The organism is Marinihelvus fidelis, from assembly GCF_008725655.1.
GTDB lineage: Bacteria > Pseudomonadota > Gammaproteobacteria > Xanthomonadales > SZUA-36 > Marinihelvus > Marinihelvus fidelis.
On record NZ_VYXP01000007.1, the window covers coordinates 163,171 to 181,703 of the forward strand.

Annotated in this window: 17 protein-coding genes; 10 read left to right on the forward strand and 7 right to left on the reverse strand. The window is 63.4% G+C overall.

Annotation, left to right across the window (positions count from 1 at the left end; all coding sequences use genetic code 11):
- Window positions 1–147: 147 nt before the first annotated feature.
- Window positions 148–1,536 carry a glutamine synthetase family protein gene (locus F3N42_RS12605; RefSeq protein ID WP_191621402.1) on the reverse strand — a complete coding sequence of 463 codons (1,389 nt, stop codon included), beginning with the start codon at window positions 1,534–1,536 and terminating at the stop codon, window positions 148–150.
- Between the two features lie 63 nt (window positions 1,537–1,599).
- Window positions 1,600–3,123 carry an aldehyde dehydrogenase gene (locus F3N42_RS12610; RefSeq protein ID WP_150864830.1) on the reverse strand — a complete coding sequence of 508 codons (1,524 nt, stop codon included), beginning with the start codon at window positions 3,121–3,123 and terminating at the stop codon, window positions 1,600–1,602.
- A gap of 298 nt (window positions 3,124–3,421) precedes the next feature.
- On the opposite strand from F3N42_RS12610, the gene F3N42_RS12615 reads away from it, so the two are divergent.
- The 3 genes from F3N42_RS12615 to F3N42_RS12625 all read left to right on the forward strand — a co-directional run bounded on the left by F3N42_RS12615 (window position 3,422) and on the right by F3N42_RS12625 (window position 4,794).
- Window positions 3,422–3,670, forward strand: a complete 249-nt coding sequence (locus F3N42_RS12615; protein ID WP_150864831.1) for a type II toxin-antitoxin system ParD family antitoxin — start codon at window positions 3,422–3,424, stop codon at window positions 3,668–3,670.
- Window positions 3,671–3,678: 8 nt separating this feature from the next.
- On the forward strand, window positions 3,679–3,963 hold the full coding sequence (locus tag F3N42_RS12620) for a type II toxin-antitoxin system RelE/ParE family toxin (RefSeq protein WP_224784913.1): 285 nt from the start codon (window positions 3,679–3,681) through the stop codon (window positions 3,961–3,963).
- A 192-nt stretch (window positions 3,964–4,155) separates the two neighbouring features.
- Window positions 4,156–4,794: an FMN-binding negative transcriptional regulator gene (locus tag F3N42_RS12625; RefSeq protein WP_150864833.1), complete on the forward strand. Its 639-nt coding sequence runs from the start codon at window positions 4,156–4,158 to the stop codon at window positions 4,792–4,794.
- A 59-nt stretch (window positions 4,795–4,853) separates the two neighbouring features.
- On the opposite strand, the gene F3N42_RS12630 is transcribed toward F3N42_RS12625, so the two are convergent.
- Window positions 4,854–5,465, reverse strand: coding sequence for a DUF4136 domain-containing protein (locus F3N42_RS12630; RefSeq protein ID WP_150864834.1), 612 nt, complete (start codon window positions 5,463–5,465; stop codon window positions 4,854–4,856).
- A 398-nt stretch (window positions 5,466–5,863) separates the two neighbouring features.
- Here F3N42_RS12630 and F3N42_RS12635 point away from each other — a divergent pair, with 398 nt between their 5' ends.
- On the forward strand, window positions 5,864–6,205 hold the full coding sequence (locus F3N42_RS12635) for a helix-turn-helix domain-containing protein (RefSeq protein ID WP_150864835.1): 342 nt from the start codon (window positions 5,864–5,866) through the stop codon (window positions 6,203–6,205).
- A gap of 18 nt (window positions 6,206–6,223) precedes the next feature.
- Here the strand turns inward: F3N42_RS12635 and F3N42_RS12640 are convergent, their stop codons facing one another.
- The 4 genes from F3N42_RS12640 to F3N42_RS12655 all read right to left on the reverse strand — a co-directional run bounded on the left by F3N42_RS12640 (window position 6,224) and on the right by F3N42_RS12655 (window position 12,281).
- Window positions 6,224–7,732 carry a hypothetical protein gene (locus tag F3N42_RS12640; RefSeq protein ID WP_150864836.1) on the reverse strand — a complete coding sequence of 503 codons (1,509 nt, stop codon included), beginning with the start codon at window positions 7,730–7,732 and terminating at the stop codon, window positions 6,224–6,226.
- A 148-nt stretch (window positions 7,733–7,880) separates the two neighbouring features.
- Window positions 7,881–9,086 carry an aminomethyltransferase family protein gene (locus F3N42_RS12645; RefSeq protein ID WP_150864837.1) on the reverse strand — a complete coding sequence of 402 codons (1,206 nt, stop codon included), beginning with the start codon at window positions 9,084–9,086 and terminating at the stop codon, window positions 7,881–7,883.
- Entirely contained in the window at window positions 9,083–10,672 is a 1,590-nt protein-coding gene (locus tag F3N42_RS12650) for a phytoene desaturase family protein (RefSeq protein WP_150864838.1), read from the reverse strand. The genes F3N42_RS12645 and F3N42_RS12650 overlap by 4 nt, the downstream gene beginning before the upstream one ends.
- Window positions 10,665–12,281, reverse strand: coding sequence for a phytoene desaturase family protein (locus F3N42_RS12655; protein WP_150864839.1), 1,617 nt, complete (start codon window positions 12,279–12,281; stop codon window positions 10,665–10,667). Before F3N42_RS12655 ends, F3N42_RS12650 begins: the two co-directional genes overlap by 8 nt.
- A gap of 62 nt (window positions 12,282–12,343) precedes the next feature.
- Here F3N42_RS12655 and F3N42_RS12660 point away from each other — a divergent pair, with 62 nt between their 5' ends.
- The 6 genes from F3N42_RS12660 to F3N42_RS12685 all read left to right on the forward strand — a co-directional run bounded on the left by F3N42_RS12660 (window position 12,344) and on the right by F3N42_RS12685 (window position 18,524).
- Entirely contained in the window at window positions 12,344–13,546 is a 1,203-nt protein-coding gene (locus F3N42_RS12660; RefSeq protein WP_191621403.1) for an aromatic ring-hydroxylating oxygenase subunit alpha, read from the forward strand.
- Window positions 13,543–14,184, forward strand: a complete 642-nt coding sequence (locus tag F3N42_RS12665; RefSeq protein WP_150864841.1) for an HAD hydrolase-like protein — start codon at window positions 13,543–13,545, stop codon at window positions 14,182–14,184. Before F3N42_RS12660 ends, F3N42_RS12665 begins: the two co-directional genes overlap by 4 nt.
- 2 nt (window positions 14,185–14,186) lie before the next feature.
- On the forward strand, window positions 14,187–14,789 hold the full coding sequence (locus tag F3N42_RS12670; RefSeq protein WP_150864842.1) for a GyrI-like domain-containing protein: 603 nt from the start codon (window positions 14,187–14,189) through the stop codon (window positions 14,787–14,789).
- A gap of 93 nt (window positions 14,790–14,882) precedes the next feature.
- A complete protein-coding gene (locus F3N42_RS12675) occupies window positions 14,883–16,031 on the forward strand; it encodes a Gfo/Idh/MocA family protein (RefSeq protein WP_150864843.1) in 1,149 nt (382 codons plus the stop codon).
- Window positions 16,032–16,191: 160 nt separating this feature from the next.
- Window positions 16,192–17,121, forward strand: coding sequence for an ABC transporter ATP-binding protein (locus tag F3N42_RS12680; protein ID WP_150864844.1), 930 nt, complete (start codon window positions 16,192–16,194; stop codon window positions 17,119–17,121).
- Entirely contained in the window at window positions 17,118–18,524 is a 1,407-nt protein-coding gene (locus tag F3N42_RS12685) for an ABC transporter permease (RefSeq protein ID WP_150864845.1), read from the forward strand. Before F3N42_RS12680 ends, F3N42_RS12685 begins: the two co-directional genes overlap by 4 nt.
- The last annotated feature ends 9 nt before the right edge of the window (window positions 18,525–18,533 follow it).

Here is an 18,533-nt window from a genome sequence, read left to right on the forward strand (position 1 = left end):
ATCAATGCGCGTTTTCTTCAGTTGAGGTTCAAAGCACCGCGCGCAGAAGGAACAGTCTGAGACATGGTGGGCTCTCGTGCTGTCAGAAAACAGCGCGAAGGGGTGTCATCATATTGCTGAAACTTGAATGTCGCGTCGAAAAGTTTCTCAGACAGCCCGCAAATACCACTCGTAATCGCGGTCGGTGATCTCGGCGTGGAACATGTCGGATTCCTCGCGCTTGGCGACGCCATAGACGCGGTGGAATTCGTCGCCGAAGTAGGGCTTCAGGATCGAGCCTGCCTCGAACCGGTCCAGCGCCTGGTCCCAGCGGATGGGCAGCGTGACCTCGTAGTCGACGTCCTCGCGCTCGCGGGTCATGGGGCCCGGTTCGCAGCGGTTGGTGATGCCGTGGTGCATGCCCGCCAGGATGGCGGCGACCACCAGGAACGGGCAGGCGTCGGCGCCGGAAACGCGATGTTCGACACGGCGTGCGTCATCGCCGGACACCGGGATGCGCAGCGCCAGGTCGCGGTGGTTGGGACCCCAGTTGGGCGTTGCCGGCACGAAAAACCCGGGCGCGTAGCGGCGGTAGGAATTGGCGTTTGGCGCGAACACGGCCATCGACTCCGGCATGGCCTCCGCCAGCCCGCCGATCGCGTGACGCAGCGTGTCCGACCAGGGCCCATGCTCGCTTTCACCGGCAAACACGTTGTTGCCGTCCTCGTCGACCAGGCTCACGTGGATATGCAGGCCGGAGCCGGCATGCTCGGCGAACGGCTTGGCCATGAAGGTCGCCGCCAGGCCATTCTTCTTGGCCGCCGCCTTCACCGCGCGCTTTAGCAGAATCGCGTGGTCGCAGGCCAGCACCGGGTCGTCCACGTGTTGCAGGTTGACCTCGAACTGGCCCGGTGAGTACTCGGCCAGGGCTGCGCCGGCCGGAATGTTCTGCACCCTGCAGAAATTGTCCAGGTCGACCAGGAACGGTTCGACGTCGTCAAGGTCGTCGAAACTGCCAAACTGCACACCCAGCTGGTCCCAGTCGGAGCCGGCAATCTTCGGGTGGCGGGGCACGAACGTGTCGCCGTCATAGTCGATCAGGTAAAACTCGAGCTCGGTGGCCATCACCGGCGTCAGGCCCATGTCCCTGAACGGCTGCATGGCCTTGCGCAGCACATTCCGCGGGTCCAGGAAGTACGGCGTGCCGTCGAACTCCTGCAACTCCAGCAGGCACTGCGCGGTGGGCACGCTGGCCCAGGGCACCGGCACGAGAGAGCCCGGCACGGCCACCGAGCGGATATCCGGGTCGCCGTCATGCGCGCCATATTGCAGGCGCTCGGCGGCCTCGCCACGGGTATTCATCAGGGTGGTGGCGGCGCAGAAGTTGGCGCCTTTTTCGAACGGTTTCTCGAAGTCTTCCTGGGGCAGTCGCTTGCCGCGGACGATGCCGTTGATGTCGGCGGCGAACACGTCCATGAAGCGGGTCTCGGGATGGCTCTCCAGGAATTCCTCCAGTTCCTGCAGCAGGGGCTCCGGCGGCGCATCCACTTCACTCATGTGGGTTTCAGGTTCGTACTTCGTATTCTCGTATTCATCGTTCATGAATCACCTGGGGCGCGATTACCCCGATAGTTTCACCCAGGCCGACTTGGTCTGGGTGTAGCTCTTGTAGCTGTCGATGCACTTGTCGCGCGCATTGCCGGACTGCTTGTAGCCGCCAAATGGCTGGGTGAAGTCCGCGTTATCGAAGGTGTTCACCCACACCACACCGGACTGCAGCCCACGCACCAGCTTGAAGGCCTTGTCGATATCCCTGGTCCATAGCCCGGCGGCGAGCCCGTAGATGGTGTCGTTGGCGATCGCCAGCGCCTCGTCGACGGAGTCGAAGGGGATGACACTGGCCACCGGCCCGAAGATTTCCTGCTGCGCGATGCACATGCGGTTGTCGACATCGGCGAACAGCGTCGGATTCACATAGGCACCCGGCTCCAGCGCCTCCGGCGCATCACCGCCGAACACCAGCCGCGCACCCTCGCTGCGCCCGGTCTCGATCATGCCCAGCACGCGCTGCTGGTCCGCCTTGGTCACCAGCGGGCCCATCTTCGTGCCCGGGTCCAGCGGATCGCCGGGAACGTATACGCCCTGGCTCTCGGCGGTGAACCGCTCGATGAACTCGTCATAGATAGGGCGTTCGACCAGCAGCCGCGAGCCCGCCGCGCAGACCTCACCCATGTTGTCGAACACGCCGCCATAGGCCGCCTTCACGGCCGCGGACATGTCCGGCAGGTCGGACAGGAACAGGTGCGGCGACTTGCCACCGCACTCCAGGCCGACGTGCTTCATGTTCGACTGCCCGGCGTACTGCAGCATCAACTTGCCCACCGCGGTGGAGCCGGTGAATGAAATCTTGGCGACGTCGTTATGCAGCGCCAGCGCCTGGCCGGCCACCTCGCCGATACCGTTGACCACGTTGAACACGCCCGCCGGTCCGCCGGCGCGCACGAACAGCTCCGCCAGCCGCGCGCTGGTCAGCGACGATTGCTCGGCGGGCTTCAGCACCACCGAGTTGCCCGCTGCCAGCGCCGGTGCGAACTTCCACGCCGCCATCAGCATCGGGAAGTTCCACGGCGTAATCGCGCCCACCACGCCCAGCGGCTCGCGCAGCACCATGTGCAGCACATCGCTGGCCGTGTTGGTCACCGAGCCGTCGACCTTGTCGATGCACTCGGCCATGAAACGGATGGTCTCGCACACAAGCGGCAGGTCGACATTGATCACATCGCGAATCGGCTTGCCCATGTCCAGCGATTCCAGCACCGCCAGTTCCTCGGCATGCTCGGCCACGAGATCGGCAAAGCCGTACATCACCTTCATGCGCCGCCGCGGCGCCATCTTCGACCACGCCCCCGACTGGAAAGCGGCCATCGCCGATGCCACGGCGCGGTCGATATCCTTCACAGTGCCAGCCGACACCGCGGCGATCACCTCGCCGGTGGCCGGGTTGACCGTCTCAAAACGGCCGCCGTCCACCGAGTCGACCCAGTCGCCGTCAATAAAATGCCGCGTTTCCGGCTTCTCGACCGCCCGGCCGGCCAGCGCATGCCAGCGGTCTCGGTCGTGCTGGCGCAGTTCGGTAAAGCTCATGGTGAAACCTGGGTTTTCAGATGCGGTAATGATGCCATTTGTGGAGGGGGTTTTGTTGGGTTAGCGCGAAGCCCTCAGCGTTGGTGGTGGAGTGGGGGATTTTTTCCGCAGATTTCGCGGATTTCGCGAAGGGCGCGAAAGGGACCAGGGAGGGGTTTTCCTACGTGAGAACGGGTGAATGTCCGATACGTTGCGGATTCAAGACTGGTTAATCTGCGGATCACATCTTATTCGGGCGGAATTTGCCGGGCGCATGGCCTAAAATATTCATATTGAATAATCTCGAGGCGTATCGACAATGGCGACGACATCCCTGAGCCTGGGCCAGCACTGGGAGGAGTTCATCAAGCAGGAAATTGCCAGTGGGCGCTATACAACTGCCAGCGAGTTGGTTAGGGACGCGCTACGTGAGCTTGAGGATCGCGGCAGGCGGCTCGAAGCGTTACGTCATCACCTGGCGGAAGGCGCGGACCAGGCGGCCAGAAAGGACTTCGTCGAGGACTTTGATATCGAAAAGGTCATTGCGCGTGCCAAAGCGCGATCGTGACCCATGGAGTGAAGTTCACACCCAGGGCGGCTGCTGACCTGGAGGCGATTGCAGATTACACCATTGAAACCTGGGGGCTTCGCAAATTGGAAGCCTACATGCGCGCCCTGAATACCCGGATGGAATGGCTTGCCCAGCATCTGTTGGCAGGCCGGGAACGCAATGATGTTCATCCGGGCTACCGAAGCTTTCCTGAAGGCAGCCACGTGATTTTCTATATCGTCGGCACCGAAACCATCGAAGTTATCGGCATTCCCCACCAGTCGATGGATATCCCACCGGGCTGGGTCTGACGCCCTTACACGACTGATTACGGTGGTGGTCGATAACCGCCTCGCTTGTGACTTCGGCGTAGACTGGGTTTGCGGGTTGAACTGGATGTCTCGCTCCAGCCCGTAGAGGCCAACCAGAGGTTTGGTTTATTTCCGACCAGAAGCGGATATTAGGCGCTCCTTTAAACTCAACGTTAGCAATCAACTGCGATTATGTACATACCCCGCCATTTTAAGCAGCATGACCACGGCGCTATCGTCGAACTGATGCGCTCTTATCCTTTCGCAACGCTTGTTGTGCTTGCCGGCGACAACACGTCTGTCAATCATGTTCCACTCCTGGTTGACGACGCAGGGGATAGGGGGCTTGTGTTGAGAGGCCATGTAGCCCATTCGAACCCCATCTGGAGAACTGACGAATCAAGGTCATGTATCGCTGTTTTTAATGGCCCCAATTCGTATGTTTCCCCCAGTGCTTATCCAACCAAGAAAGAGCATGGCCGGGTCGTGCCCACGTGGAACTACACCGCAGTTCATGCGTCAGGCGCTATTGAATTCATTCATGATGCACGTTGGAAAACGACGTTTCTCGAGAGCCTTACGAATGAGCATGAGGCTGCTCAGTCCGAACCGTGGTCATTAGACGATGCCCCGGAGGACTTCATTCATCGACTCCTGGGGGCGATTGTCGGGTTTGAAATCCGCGTTGAGTCTATCGAAGGCAAATGGAAGCTGAGTCAGAATCAGCCAGCCAAGAACTACAACGGCGTTGTTGAGGCTTTATCTCGCGATGAGAGCGAATCGGCTCAAGAGATAGCGAGATTGATGCGGAACGGTCCATCCGGACGCTAACATTTGCCCGAACATGCCCCGTGGTCCGATTTGGTTCTGAACCCCTGTTGAGCCGAAACTTACCGGTTGGCCATGCTGCGAGTCAGGCGGCCGTCGCGCTCGGGCGAATCGCCGAACATGGTGGCAACGTCATAGCTGGCTGAAAGCAGCAGGCGCTCGCCCCTGTCGTTCTCGTCCAGTCGTACCAGAGAAACGCCTTTCATGATGGACTGGTCCTGTTTGGCATCCAGAAGCTCAACCGAAAACTGGCCGTCCGCGTACTTGCAGACGGGGCTTCTGCTCTCGCCCGTCGTGCCGCCGTACGAGAAGTTGTACCAGCGGCTGAAGTAGTCCTCGTAGCTGGGACAGATGCCATTGCCGACGCCATCGGCCATGGGCGCGCGGGTGACCTCCTCAAGCTCTGCGGATACGTCGATGAGAATATCGGGGTTGTCAGACTCAACCAGGCCTGCCGCGCGCAATTCCTGCACGACGGCAGCGCTCACATAGAGTTCAAGCTCGCTGACCAGGTCGGCGTCCCTGAATTCGGCGCGGCTTTTGAAACCATACGTTTTGTGCTGACTGATCTGCAGTTCGTCCTGGTAATCCGACTGAATCCTGGAGGTGCTGGTACAGGCCGTCATCCACGCGCATGCGGCAATGGGCAACATCACTTTGATTAGCTTGGTCACGAGATTCCTCCAGTCCAGTGGTTTCCGCTGAATCTGCCATTAGCGAACAATCTGCGCATGGTCAGACACGGTCATTTATCAGCATAGCATGCAACTCGTTGTTTTTTACGGAGCAACAGCTGAAACAGCCGAAGCAGAAAAGCGCGCCCGCCTGTGGCCGAAAACTGCTGTCTGGGAACGAGTATCCCGCAGGTGACGCGTGGTGCGCTTTGGGCTTGAGTGAGGGTTTCCTACATCAGTTCAGGCGCAACGCCGATATCCAGCGCGTGGTCTCTCATCTTCAGTGGCTAGTCGTCATGCCACGCTTCGCGTGTCGGCTCTACTTGATTCATATACCTGAACGGGTATATTTTGATGGAATATGTACTTAAGCCCATTCACTTGTCGGCTGACCGACCATGACCGGAGTGCTTGAAGTGAACAGCCTCACTACAGGAAAAGTTTTCGAGGATCTCGGCTTTACCAGGGAAGAGTCTGCGCACCTCGCACTGAAGGTGTTTCTTGGCGAACAGGTCAGGATATTCATCCGGCGCAACAGGCTGAGCCAGGCCAGAGCCGCCGCCCGCCTGGGTGTCCAGCAACCGAAGATCAGCAAGATTCTTAACGAAAACCTCGACGGAATGAGCATCGAGTACCTTGTCAAACTGGTCGCCCGGACTGGTGGCACACTCGAGTACTCGTTTACCCCACCAAAAAAGAATCGCCGCAGAAAAGACAATTCCCAAACATCGGCTACCTGAGACTCGCTACTCGAACTGTTAACGCAACGGTGGGCCCTCTGGGCAATCGGCGCTTCGATTGGTCGTAAGTCTTCCCAAGGTCTGAGTTTGCGCAACGATGCTCGTGTCAAGCGGGTTGTAGTCAAAGGTTATTGTCTGACAATCCTGAACCGTGACAGACAACGTTCCCCAGGCTAAAGCTTCGGCTTCACCGATGATGTTCCCATCCACCAGGGCAACGCCTTCATTCACGAACGCATCCACGGTGACGGTCTGTCCACCGGATCCTCCGAATCCGTATACCCACACAGGCTGACCCAGGTCATCAAAGCTGTTCCACATCAGCAATATGTTGCCTGGGCCGTAATGACTGATCCGGAGGTATTGACCATCGTTCTCCGGGTCGAACCAAAGCCCATCCAGCCCCGGGTGCAGGTTCGGAGTGGCTCGGTTATCGAACGCGCCCCTAAGACATTTGTTTTCCAGGCGCAGGTAGCCGCGGTTGTCGATCAATTCGCAGCTGGCTTCAGAGGTCTCAGACGGCTCCGGGTTGCCAAGGTTGCCCTCAGCTGAGGCCAATGGGAATCGAAAACGGTTCAGTTGCCTGATTCTCTCTACATCACCCGGGCGCGACGCGCCGCCCAACGCCCCGGCCACGCGATCCCCTGGGCCGTTGAACTGGCAACCACCGTCTGGGCTCTGGGAATTTGGCCGGACCGTGTTGTACCCCAGCGAGACAACTGACCCCTCGCAGGCGTAGGGCGAACTGATAATTGAGTTGCTGACCCTGGTTTCTGCCCCCGGCGTGGCTAACAGGTCATTTGCGAGGCAGCCGGTTTCATCGCCGAGCGCACCTTGATTGTTGCGCAGAACCCGGCCGTCAAAAATCGAAGTGTTGTTGATAATCAGGCTGCCCTCGTTCAGCACACCGGCACTTCCAAACACTTCACAGTCCGCCAGCGGAGTCTCGCTGTCATACAGCGACTCGGAAACCCCGTAAAGCGTATTGCCGGCGACTACGACATTGCGTAGCGTCATAGTGCCGCGATTAAGCAGCGTGGCACGGGCATCCTCCTGTCCAGGACTTCCCCAATCGAGACCTTGCCCCGGTGAGTTGTAGAGCAATGACACGCCCTGTAGGTCGGCTCGACCGTCGTTTGCGATGACGTCGGAGCCTCCGCCATTGCGGATCTCCAATTGCTCAAGGGTTAGCCAGCCGCCCGCATGAACCGAAAACCCACTAAACCCTTCAAGGTCGAGGACGGAGTTGTTTCCTTCAATGGTCAGCTGGCCCAAAACCTCACGCGCACCTGGCTCAACCGGAATAACCCCGAAGGTTCCGCCATAACGGCATGCCCGCCAACTCTCCACAAGAACCGTGTAGTGGCCACGTTCGGCCAACCGGACCACGGTATGGTGCCCCGGAAAGTCCGCCGCGTCACACAGGACCTGTACGAACCCATTCGCATCACCATCGTCAATGTCGATTATGCGTACAGGCAACTCGTCAGAACTGACGGAGAAAGCGGTTGAGATGAGCAATAGCACTAAAGTGAAACGTCCTGTAACCACTGCTGCACTCCTGATAATCGACTGTTGAAGTTTTGCCCATGTTATCAATCAAGGCTGAACTCAAGCTGAATTGCTGAAATGACTTGTTTGCCTTTGGCGAAAAGCGGACATTCGTGATCAGAGATTACCAATCCCCAGCCGGCGTCGCCCGCCGCCGTTCCGGCGCCCAGAACGGCCCCTCCACGACCTTTGCCTTTGCCATCTTGCGATTCCACTGCAGTTCGCGCTGGTAGTAGATCTCCACCTGCAGGTCTTCGCCGGGCTGGCCGTGCGGGGCCTCGACCGTGGCCAGGGCGATGTTCTTCTTGGCCGATGGTGACCACATGGCCGAGGTGACCCAGCCGATGGTCTTGCCTTTGGCGTCGAAGACGTAGGCGTTGTGGGCGGGTTTGTTGTCTTCGATGTCCAGGCGGGCGAAGGCGTAGCGCGAGCCTTCGGCTTTTTCGCGCAGCAGGGCGCGGCGGCCGTTGAAGAGTGGCTTGGTGAAGTCGACTAGCCAGTCCAGGCCCAACTCGAACGGCGAGCGAGTGTGGCCGGGGCGGACGGTGTGCATGGCGGGCATGAAGTCGACGCCGGCCAGGATGAAGCCGGCCTCGATGCGCAGCATGTCCAGGGCTTTTGAGCCGAGCGGCTTGATGCCGCGCTGCTCGCCGGCGGCGAACAGGCGGTCCCACAGTCGCTCGGCATGGTCGGGGTCGATCCACAGCTCGTAACCCAGGTCGCCGGTGTAGCCGGTTCGCGAAACGGTGAGTTCGGTGCCTTCGAAGTCGAAGTGGGCCAGGCCGAAGGGCGTCAGTTTTTCGATGCCGGGCAGGCCCATGTCACGCAGGATGGCATAGGACGTGGGGCCCTGGACGGCCAGCGCGGCCACGTCGTGGGTTTCCTCGGCGACCTCGACGTCGAAGCCCTCGGCATTCATCAGCAGCCAGTCGATCTGGTGTTCCTGCGAGCACAGGCGGTAGTCGCCGTCGCGCAGGTGGAAGACCGTGCCGTCGTCGATGACCTGGCCGTCGTCGTCGCACCACACGCCGTAACCGACGCGGCCGGGGCGGATTTTCTCCATGCGCCGGGTCATCAGGCGTTCCAGGTAGGGCAGGGCGTCGGCGCCGCCGATGCGGTGCTTGGTCATCGGCGTCAGGTCGAAGACGCCGCAGGCGTTGCGGCCGGCGAAGTATTCGTGGGTCTCGCAGGTGTAGGCGGGCACGGACTGGTAGTCGTACCAGCGCGACCAGACCTTGTTCTCGTTCAGCACGGCCTGGCGGCTGTGGAACGGGCTGGGGAAGACCTTCGTCCGGTAGTGATCGCGGTCGGAAATGTCGAAGGTCTTCATGCCTCGTCCTCCGTGGGTTCTGGAGTGCCAGTCGTGCCGGCGGCCAGGTCGCGGTCGACCACCCAGGCGGCGTTGCGGCCGGCGTTGCCCATGATGCCGCCGCCGGGGTGGCTGCCGGCGCCGCACAGGTAGAGGCCGTTGACCGGTGTGGCGTACTGCGCGGCGCCGGGTACCGGGCGCAGCATCATCGACTGGTCCAGCGTCAGTTCGGCGTGGTGCCAGTGGCCGCCGGCGTTGCCGAATTCCGCGGCCAGGTCCCAGGGTGAACGCAGTTCGTGGTGCAGCACCTGGTCGCGGATGCCGGGGGCGTATTGCTCCAGCATCAGCAGGCAGGCCTCGACCAGGTGGCGTCGCGCGCCGTTCCAGCCACCCTTCAGGTCGTGCGGGGCCCATTGCACGTTGGCGGAGAGCACGTGCTGCCCGGGCGCGGCCAGGCGGTTGTCGTGCAGGCTGGGGATCGTGATCTCCATGGCCGGCTGCGCCGAGAACTCGCCGTACTTGGCGTGGTTGAAGGCGCGCTCGACATAGTCCGGGTCCGGCGCAATGACCAGGCGCTGGCCGGTAAGGGCTTCATCCAGGCCGTTGAAGGCCGGCAGGCCGTCCAGCGCCAGGTGCAGCTTGGCCACGCCGCCTTTCGCTCGGATGTGCTTCACGCGGTGGGCGAAGCCAGCTTCCAGGCGCTGCAGGCCCAGAAGTTCACCCAGCGTGGTGCGCGGGTCGGCGTTGGAAATCACCACGTCGGCCGTGTGCTCGTCGCCGGTCTCCAGGCGCACGCCGCAGGCGCGGTCGAAGTCCATCATCACGCGGCGGACCGGGCAGCCGGTGCGGATGTCGGCGCCGGCTTGGCGAGCGGCGTCGGCCATAGCGGCGGTTACCGTGCCCATGCCGCCGGCGGGGATGGCGTAGCCCTGGTCGTCGTAGCGGTTCAGCAGGTTGAAGACGGTGTTGTTCGAGCGCGGCCCGGCGAAGGTGCCCAGCGTGCCGTCGAGCGAGATCGCGCCTTTCAGCAGCGGGCTCTCGAAGCGCTCGTTGAGCACGTCGTAGACGTTGATGCCGGCGATGCGCAGGAACTCGCGCATGTCGTCGCGGCCCAGGCGGCGGATGGCCCAACCGAGCTTGCCCAGTGCCAGCAAGTCGCCGCGGTCGCGGGTGCCCAGGCGCGGCGGCACCTGGCCGCGCAGATTGCGTAACAGGGCGGCGAAGCGGCCGAACTGGCGATCGAAGGTCTTGATGGCTTCGCGGTCGGCGTCGCTGGCGCCCGGGCCTTCCAGTTCGGCACCCAGGTAGCGTAGCCACTGGCCATCCGGGTCAAGGCCGACGGTGCCAAGACCCGTGGCGGCGTAATCCAGGCCGTGGTCGGCCAGTTTCATCTCGCGGGCGATGGCCGGGTCCAGCGCATGCAACAGGTGCGCGCCGGCGGAGACGCGGAAGCCAGGGGCGAACTCGCGGGTGATCGCCGCGCCGCCGACGCTGGTGGCGGCTTCGAACACGGTCACGTGATGGCCGGCGCGGGCCAGCGTGGCGGCGCAGACCAGGCCGTTGTGGCCGGCGCCGATGATAATGATCCTGCGGCCGCGGTCAGTCATCGGTCCAGCCCTCCGGCACCGTGTTCGGGCGGCGCAGGTCGCGCAGGATCTCGCGCGCGGCATTGGCGCCCGGCGCTGCCATCACGCCACCGCCCGGGTGGTTGGATGAGCCACACATATACAGGCCCTTTACCGGGCCGCGGTACTGCGCGTAGCCGGGAATGGGCCGGTTGAACAGCAGCTGGTCCATGGTTAGCTCGCCCTGGAAGATGTTGCCCTCGGTCAGGCCGACCTCGTTCTCGAGCTCGCGCGGGGTGCGCACTTCCACGTGCATGACCTTGTCGCGGAAACCGGGTGCGTAGGCCTCGATGCGGTTCAGCACGTTGTCGCTGAAGGCGTCGCGGTCGGCGTCGGTCCAGTCGCGGCCCTCGATCTTCGGCGGCACGTATTGCACGAACACGCTCATGAAATGTTTGCCCGGCGGCGCCATGGTCGGGTCGGTCAGTGACGGGATCAGCATGTCCAGGTAGGGCTCGCGCGACCAGTGGCCGTCTTTCCAGTCGTCATAGGCGCGTTCGAGTTTCTCGATGCTGTCGACCAGGTGCATGTCGGCGCAGAGCAGTTCGGTGTTGCCACGAAGGGCGGTGAACTCGGGCAGGCCATCCAGGGCGATGTTCAGCTTGCCGGACGAGCCGCGGATCTTGAAGTTGCGGCATTTCTCCAGGAACTCAGGAAGCAGGTCCTTCGGGTCCATGCATTCCAGGAAGGTTCGCGGCAGGGTCATGTTGGAGACCACGGTATCGGCGCGGTGCTCATCGCCGTTGGCCAGTGCCACGCCGGTGACGTGGCCGCCGCGCGTGGTGATTTGCTCGACACTGGCGCCAGTGATGGTCGTGCCGCCGTGGTCTTCGAAGCAGGCCTGCATGGCGTTGGCAATGGCGCCCATGCCGCCGCGCGCGAAGCCCCAGGCGCCGGCGGTGCCGTCGACATCGCCCATGGCGTGGTGCAGCAGAACGTAGGCGGTGCCCGGCGACATCACACCCATGGCCGAGCCGATGATGCCGCTGCCGGCCTTGGCCGCCTTGATCAGCGGGTTCTCGAAGTACTCGTCCAGGTAGTCGGCGATGCTCATCGTGTAGAAGCGCATCGTGTCGTAGATGGTGTCTTCGCCCAGGGCCCAGAGTTCGCGGCCGATGTGCAGTAGTTCCAGCAGGTCGCGCGGCTTGAACGAGGTCGGGTCCGGCGCGGTGCGCAGCAGGAACTGGCGGATGAAACGGCACTGGCGCATGACGTCGCGCTCGTAGCGGTGCAGCGCGTCGGCGTCGCGTGGGCTGTGGCGCTGGTATTCGCGCCGGCTGGCGTCCGGGTCGGTGTAGCGGCCCAGGTAGTCGCCGTCGCTGGAGAACGTCACCGAGCCGCCGTAGGGCACTACCTGCAGGCCGTATTTGGCCAGGTCCAGCGCGCGGTAGACCTCCGGGCGCAGCAGGCTGCACACGTACGAGCAGTTGGAGTAGATCCAGTCTTCATGCAGGTTGCGGCTGACCGAGGCGCCGCCAATCCAGTCGTTCTTCTCGACCAGCAGCACGTCCAGGCCGGCCTTCTGCAAAAAGGCCGCGTTGGCGATGCCGTTGTGTCCTGCGCCAATGACAATGGCGTCGTATTTTTTCATCGCCGTATTATGGCAGGATGAGCACGCCCGAAGGACACCCTGTTTGCGTGGAAACCCCGTTGATGAACGACAGTGATCTCCGCCGCCTGGTCGACGCCCAGCCCCCGATGCGCGCGCTGGACCGGGCGTTTTACGCCGAGCCGGCAATTTACGCCCGCGAACTGGAGCAGCTGTTCATGCGCAGCTGGCTGTACGCCGGCCACGTCAGCGAGATTCCGGCGCCGGGCGACTGGTTCCTGTACGAGCTCGACACCGAGTCGGTCATTATCGTGCGCGGACGCGACGGCGGCATCAACGCGCTGCTGAATGTCTGCCGCCACCGCGGCTCGCGCATCTGCGTGAAACCACGTGGTTCGTCGAAGCGCCTGACCTGCCTGTACCACGGCTGGACCTACGACCTGGAAGGCCGGCTGCGCGCCGCCGCGCACATGGGCGATGATTTCGACAAGGACGGCATCGCGCTCAAGCGCGTGGCCTGCCAGGTGGTCGCCGGCATGATCTTCATCAACTTTGCCGAAGAACCGTCCGACCTGGCCGCCGCCACGCGCGAGCTGAACGATTGCCTGGCGCCGTACCGGCTGGACCAGGCCAAGGTCGCACACCGCCAGGCCTGGTCCATGGCCGCTAATTGGAAGCTGGCAGTGGAGAACTACTGCGAGTGCTATCACTGCGCGCCCGCGCACCCGGAATACTCACGCGGCCACGCGCTGGCCGACCCGGAAGAGCGCTACGGCCCGCTGTACGAGCAGGTGATGGCGCGCGCGCCGCAGTGCGGCCTGCGCAACCCGCAGATCGAGCTGAAGTTCGCCGACGCGCCGGGCTTCGGCGCCGACGTGGTGTACACCCACTACCCGATGTGGAAAGGCCACGTGACCGGCAGCGAGGACGGCCGCCCGGTGGCACCGCTGCTGGGTGATATCAGCGACTATTACGGCGGCTGCGCCGACCTGCAGATCGGCCCCGTCACCTTTGGCCTGGCCTATTGCGACTACGTGGTGATCTACGCGTTCCGGCCGGTGTCGCACCAGCGCTCGGTGTGCGACATCACCTGGCTGGTGCGCGGCGACGCGGTCGAGGGCCAGGACTACGACCTGGCGCAGCTGACCTGGCTGTGGGATGTGACCACCGAGGCCGACAAGCGCATCATCGAGCGCAATGCCGAAGGCGTGAACTCGCGCTTTTATGAACCGGGGCCATTGTCGAAGATGGAAAAGTACGGCTGGGATTTCCTGTCTTGGTACCTGGCCACGGTGCGGCCGGCATGAGCGTGGCGACACTGGTTTTCGACCTGGACGGGACGATCAGCGATTCCAGCCCGGGCATCATTCGCAGCTTTAACCACGCACTCAAAGTGCACGGGTTCGAGGCCGCGCCGGAGGCCGCCATCGCCGCGGAAATCGGCCCGCAGATCGACAAGACCTTCCTGAAACTGGCCGATGGCCTGGAGCCGGCACGCGTGCCCGACATGGTGGTGACCTACCGCGAGCGCTACGCCACCACGGGCTACGCCGAGAACACGCTGTACCCGGGTATTTACGATGCCATCACCGGCCTGGCGGCGAGCGGCGTCACCCTGGGCGTTTGCACTTCCAAGCGCGAGGACCTGGCCATCAAGGTGCTCGACCACTTCGAGCTGCTGCAATGTTTCTCGTTCGTCAGCGGCGGTGACGTCGGCATCCGCAAGCAGGACCAGCTGCGCGACCTGCTGGCGGCGGGGCGGGTCGCGCCGGACGCCTGGATGATCGGCGACCGGGATATCGATATCGCGTCGGCGAAGGCGAACGGCCTGCGAGCGCTGGGTGTACGCTGGGGTTTTGGCGCACCGGGTGAACTGGAGCGCGCCGGCGCGGACCGTGTGGCCGCGGACGTGGGCGAGATGCTCGACATTGTTGCGGAGGCATAGGCATGGCAAAGATCGACTACAAGAAGGAACTCAAGCATCTCTACGGGCCCAACGCTCGCCAGGTTCAGTTCGTCGACGTGCCGGCCATGAACTACCTGTCGGTGGACGGCGTCGGCGAGCCCGGCGGCAAGGCCTACACAGCGGCGCTGGCGTCGCTGTACCCGCTGGCCTACACGCTGCGATTTGCCCTGCGCGATGAGGGCGTCGATTACGGCGTGATGCCGCTGGAAGGGCTGTGGTGGTCAGACGACTACACCGACTTCACGGAAAACCGCCGCGAGAACTGGCGCTGGACCATGATGATCATGCAACCGGACTGCGTGACCGGTGCGCACGTCGAGGTGGCCATCGACACCGTGCGGGCGAAAAAGAATCCGGCGGCGCTGGATCTCGTGCGGTTCGACGCCTTTGAAGAAGGCCCCAGCGCGCAGATCCTGCATATCGGGCCGTTCACAGAGGAAGGCCCGACCATCCAGAAAGTCCACGCCGCCATCGAGGCCGACGGCCACACCCTGGCCGGCAAGCACCATGAAATCTACCTGAGCGACATCCGTCGCGCGGCGCCGGAGAAGTGGCGCACGGTGATTCGCCAGCCGTATTCCTGACCGGCGCTGTCATCGTGTTGCGCCGGCGGCTTGATTAGCGCACCGGACCTGTAAGAGGATGCTCCCTCGGCTCAAGCAGGAGACAACAGGACAATGGCGAACAAAATCCGTATGGGCATGGTCGGTGGCGGCCCCGGCGCGTTTATCGGCGCGATTCACCGCATGGCGGCCGAGATGACCGGCGACATCGAACTGGTGGCCGGCGCGTTCAGCCGCGACGCGGCGGCCTCGAAGGCCTTCGGCGTCGAGCTGGGCCTGGACCCGGAGCGCGCCTACGGCAGCTTCGACGAGATGTTCGCCGCCGAGGCCGCGCTGCCGGAAGACCAGCGCATGCAGTGCGTGGCCATCGTCACGCCGAATGATTCCCACAAGCCCATCACCTGCGCCGCGCTGGCGGCCGGCTTCCACGTGATGTGCGACAAGCCGGCGGCCGGCAACCTTGAAGACGCGCTGGCGATGGAAAAGGCGGTCAAGGCCAGCGGCCTGCTGTTCGGCCTGACCCACACCTACACAGGCTACCCGCTGGTGATGGAAGCGCGTGAGCGCGTCGCCCGCGGCGAGCTGGGCAAGATCCGCCGCGTAGCCGTCAGCTACCTGCAGGACTGGATGTCGCGCGAATCCGACAACGGTTCCAGCAAGCAGGCCACCTGGCGCAGCGACCCGGCGCGCTCGGGCGAGTCCGGCGCCTTCGGCGACATCGGCACGCACGCCTTCAACCTGGTCGAGTTCATCACCGGCGAGCGCTTCACCGAGGTGGCCGCCGACATGCGCGCCGTGGTGCCCGGCCGCAGCATCGACGACGACGGCCAGGCCATGTTCCGCCTGGCCGGCGGCGGCGTGGGCCTGCTGTCCGCCAGCCAGGTCTGCACCGGCTCCATCAACGCGCTGAAAATCGAAGTCTACGGCGAAGAAGCCAGCCTGTTCTGGTTCCAGGAACAGCCCAACACCCTGACCATCAAGCGCCGCGGCGAGCCCGAGCAGGTGCTGCACGCCAACACCCCGTACCTGTGCGACGCCGCCCAGGCCGTGGCGCGCACCCCGGCCGGTCACCCGGAAGGCTACATCGAGGCGTTCTCCAACCTCTACAAGGCTTTCGCCGCTGATCTGCGCGCCTACCCGGCCACGCCCGAGCAGCCCGCCTATGCCACCATCGACGACGGCGTTGCTGCGCTGCGGTTTATCCGGGCGTCGCTGAACAGTTCGGCGAATGGGTCGGCGTGGACCGCGCTGGGGGACGCGTGAGGAGGTAGGAGGGAGGAGGTAGGAGTGATGACGTCACTTATCGGCGTTTTCCTGCACGCTGGCCTCCTCCCTCCTCCCTCCTCCCTCCTCCCTCCTCCCTCCTCCCAAAAAGTAACTTTTCCTCCGCGCTTACGTCACAATGTAAGAGGGAGGGGAATCCATGACAGATACCGCACTCGCGGCCGTTGGGCTGCGCAAGTCTTTTGGTGACACCGTGGCGCTGGATGGCCTGGACCTGGCCGTTCCGAAAGGCGCCTTCTTTGGCCTGCTGGGTCCCAATGGTGCCGGCAAATCTACGTTCATGAGCCTGGTGACGGGTTTCCAGGATGCCGATGGCGGGCAGTTTTCGCTGTTTGGCGAGGTGCTGGACCCGGCGGATACCGGCCAGAAACTGCGGATCGGTTTCGCGCCGCAGCACATCGCCCTCTACAAAGAACTGAGCGCGGAGGCCAACCTGGCGTTGTTTGGGCGGCTGTACGGGCTTTCCGGACGCGGCCTTGATCAGCGCGTTGAGGCGGCGCTGGAACTGGCGCGGCTGATGGACCGGCGCGGCGACCGGGTGAAGACCTTTTCCGGCGGCATGATGCGCCGCCTGAATATCGCCGCGGCGCTGCTGCACGAACCGGAACTGCTGCTCTGCGACGAGCCCACGGTGGGTGTCGACCCGCAGTCGCGCAATGCCATTTTTGAGACCCTGCTGGAACTGAAATCGCGCGGTATGACGGTGATCTATTCCACCCACTACATGGAAGAGGCGGAACGGCTGTGCGACCGCGTGGCGATTATCGACCACGGTCGCATCCTGGCCGAGGGCGATATCGACGGCCTGCTGGAAGGGCTGCCGGCGGTGAACGCGGTGCGGGTGCGCGGGGGTGAGCTGGACGAGGCCGCCGTGGCGGCGCTGTCGCAGTTCGGTGCGGTGTCGGTCAGCGAACGCGCGCACCACCTGGTGCCCGGCGAGGGTTTCCGCCTGTCGCGTTTCCACGTCTGGGCCGAGGGCGAAGGCCTGGAGCCCCGTGATGTGATCGTCGAGCGGCCGACGCTGGAGCACCTGTTCCTGCAGCTGACCGGCCGGGAGTTGCGCGAATGAGGGCGGTGATGGCCCTGCTGGGCAAGGAATACCGCCTGTTCTTCGGGGACAAGGCGTCGATCCTGCTGACGTTCCTGGTACCGTTCGTACTGATCTACATCTTCGGCAATATCTTCTCCGGTGTCGGTGATGATGACGGCGGCATTGGCGCGAAGATCACGGTCGCGGCGCTGAACGCCTCCGGCGAGGCCGGCGGTGACGCGGTCATCGAGGCCATGGCGGCCGAGGACAGCCTGCGCGTGCTGCGTGGCCTGGAAGACGAGGAAGGCAACCTGGCGCCGTTCACGCCGGAGAGCATTCGCCAGGGCATCGTCGACCGACGTTACAACTTTGCCGTGGTCGTGCCCGAAGACTACCTGGCCGAGGACGGCATCGGCGTGCTCATCGAATTCATTTCCAACCCGCGCAACCAGATCGAGTCGCAGGTGGTGAACGGCCTGGTGCAGAAGTCGGTATTCATGAAGCTGCCGCAGCTGCTGGCGCCGCAGGCGGATGCCTGGCAGGAGGACAACATGGGCCTGTCACAGACGGTCGTGTTCCGCGAGGGCCTGGCCGCGCTGCTGAACGAGTCCATCGACGACCCCGCCTTCCATGTTGATCCTGACGACATGACCTTCGGCGCGCTTCTGGATGGGTTGATGGATGACGGGTCGTCGGCTGCGACCGGGCCGGACCCGACGGATGGCGAAACCAGCGCCGGCGCGGGTACGGAAGCGAGTTCGACGGGCCTGGATTCCATCTTCAATAACCTGCTCACCATCCGCGAGGACCAGGTCTACGGCAAGGAGGTCAGTAACCCGCACCTGACCCGCATGATCGGCGGTTACGCGCTGATGTTCCTGCTGTTTGCGACCACGGCCTCGGCGGCGTCGCTGTTCGAGGAGCGACGCGAGGGCATGTTCCTGCGCCTGCTGTCGATGCCGGTGAAGCGCACGCATATCCTGTGGTCCAAGTACCTGTTCAATACCTCGCTGGGCGTGCTGCAGGCCCTGACGCTGTTTATCGCATCGTCATTCCTGTTCGATATCGATGTCTGGTCGCACGTTCCGACCCTGGTGCTGATTTGCGTGCTGGCGGCATCGGCCTGCACCGCGTTCGGCATGGTGCTGGCGGCGGTGTGTTCCACGCCGCAACAGACGCAGGGCATTGGCACACTGCTGATCCTGGGCATGACCGCCATGAGCGGCGCCTGGGTGCCGCTACAGTGGATGCCGCCGCTGATGCAGGCCATCGGCAAGTTCAGCCTGGTCTACTGGGGCATCGAGGCGTTCCGCGGTGCGCTGTGGGAAGGCCTGGGCGTGCTGCAGCTGGCGTGGCCATGGCTGGCGGTGCTGACGGCCTATTCGGTGGTGCTGCTGGCCATCGCGGCCTGGCGCTTTCGTGTCGGCGGTATGTTCCGCTGAACGCGCGGT

Bases quoted from the DNA above. Each gene is read 5' to 3' on its own strand.
- F3N42_RS12605 (WP_191621402.1), bottom strand. From the start codon at position 1,536: ATGAGTGAAGTGGATGCGCCGCCGGAGCCCCTGCTGCAGGAACTGGAG.
- F3N42_RS12610 (WP_150864830.1), bottom strand. From the start codon at position 3,123: ATGAGCTTTACCGAACTGCGCCAGCACGACCGAGACCGCTGGCATGCG.
- F3N42_RS12615 (WP_150864831.1), top strand. From the start codon at position 3,422: ATGGCGACGACATCCCTGAGCCTGGGCCAGCACTGGGAGGAGTTCATC.
- F3N42_RS12625 (WP_150864833.1), top strand. From the start codon at position 4,156: ATGTACATACCCCGCCATTTTAAGCAGCATGACCACGGCGCTATCGTC.
- F3N42_RS12635 (WP_150864835.1), top strand. From the start codon at position 5,864: ATGACCGGAGTGCTTGAAGTGAACAGCCTCACTACAGGAAAAGTTTTC.
- F3N42_RS12645 (WP_150864837.1), bottom strand. From the start codon at position 9,086: ATGAAGACCTTCGACATTTCCGACCGCGATCACTACCGGACGAAGGTC.
- F3N42_RS12650 (WP_150864838.1), bottom strand. From the start codon at position 10,672: ATGACTGACCGCGGCCGCAGGATCATTATCATCGGCGCCGGCCACAAC.
- F3N42_RS12655 (WP_150864839.1), bottom strand. From the start codon at position 12,281: ATGAAAAAATACGACGCCATTGTCATTGGCGCAGGACACAACGGCATC.
- F3N42_RS12660 (WP_191621403.1), top strand. From the start codon at position 12,344: ATGAACGACAGTGATCTCCGCCGCCTGGTCGACGCCCAGCCCCCGATG.
- F3N42_RS12665 (WP_150864841.1), top strand. From the start codon at position 13,543: ATGAGCGTGGCGACACTGGTTTTCGACCTGGACGGGACGATCAGCGAT.
- F3N42_RS12670 (WP_150864842.1), top strand. From the start codon at position 14,187: ATGGCAAAGATCGACTACAAGAAGGAACTCAAGCATCTCTACGGGCCC.
- F3N42_RS12675 (WP_150864843.1), top strand. From the start codon at position 14,883: ATGGCGAACAAAATCCGTATGGGCATGGTCGGTGGCGGCCCCGGCGCG.
- F3N42_RS12680 (WP_150864844.1), top strand. From the start codon at position 16,192: ATGACAGATACCGCACTCGCGGCCGTTGGGCTGCGCAAGTCTTTTGGT.
- F3N42_RS12685 (WP_150864845.1), top strand. From the start codon at position 17,118: ATGAGGGCGGTGATGGCCCTGCTGGGCAAGGAATACCGCCTGTTCTTC.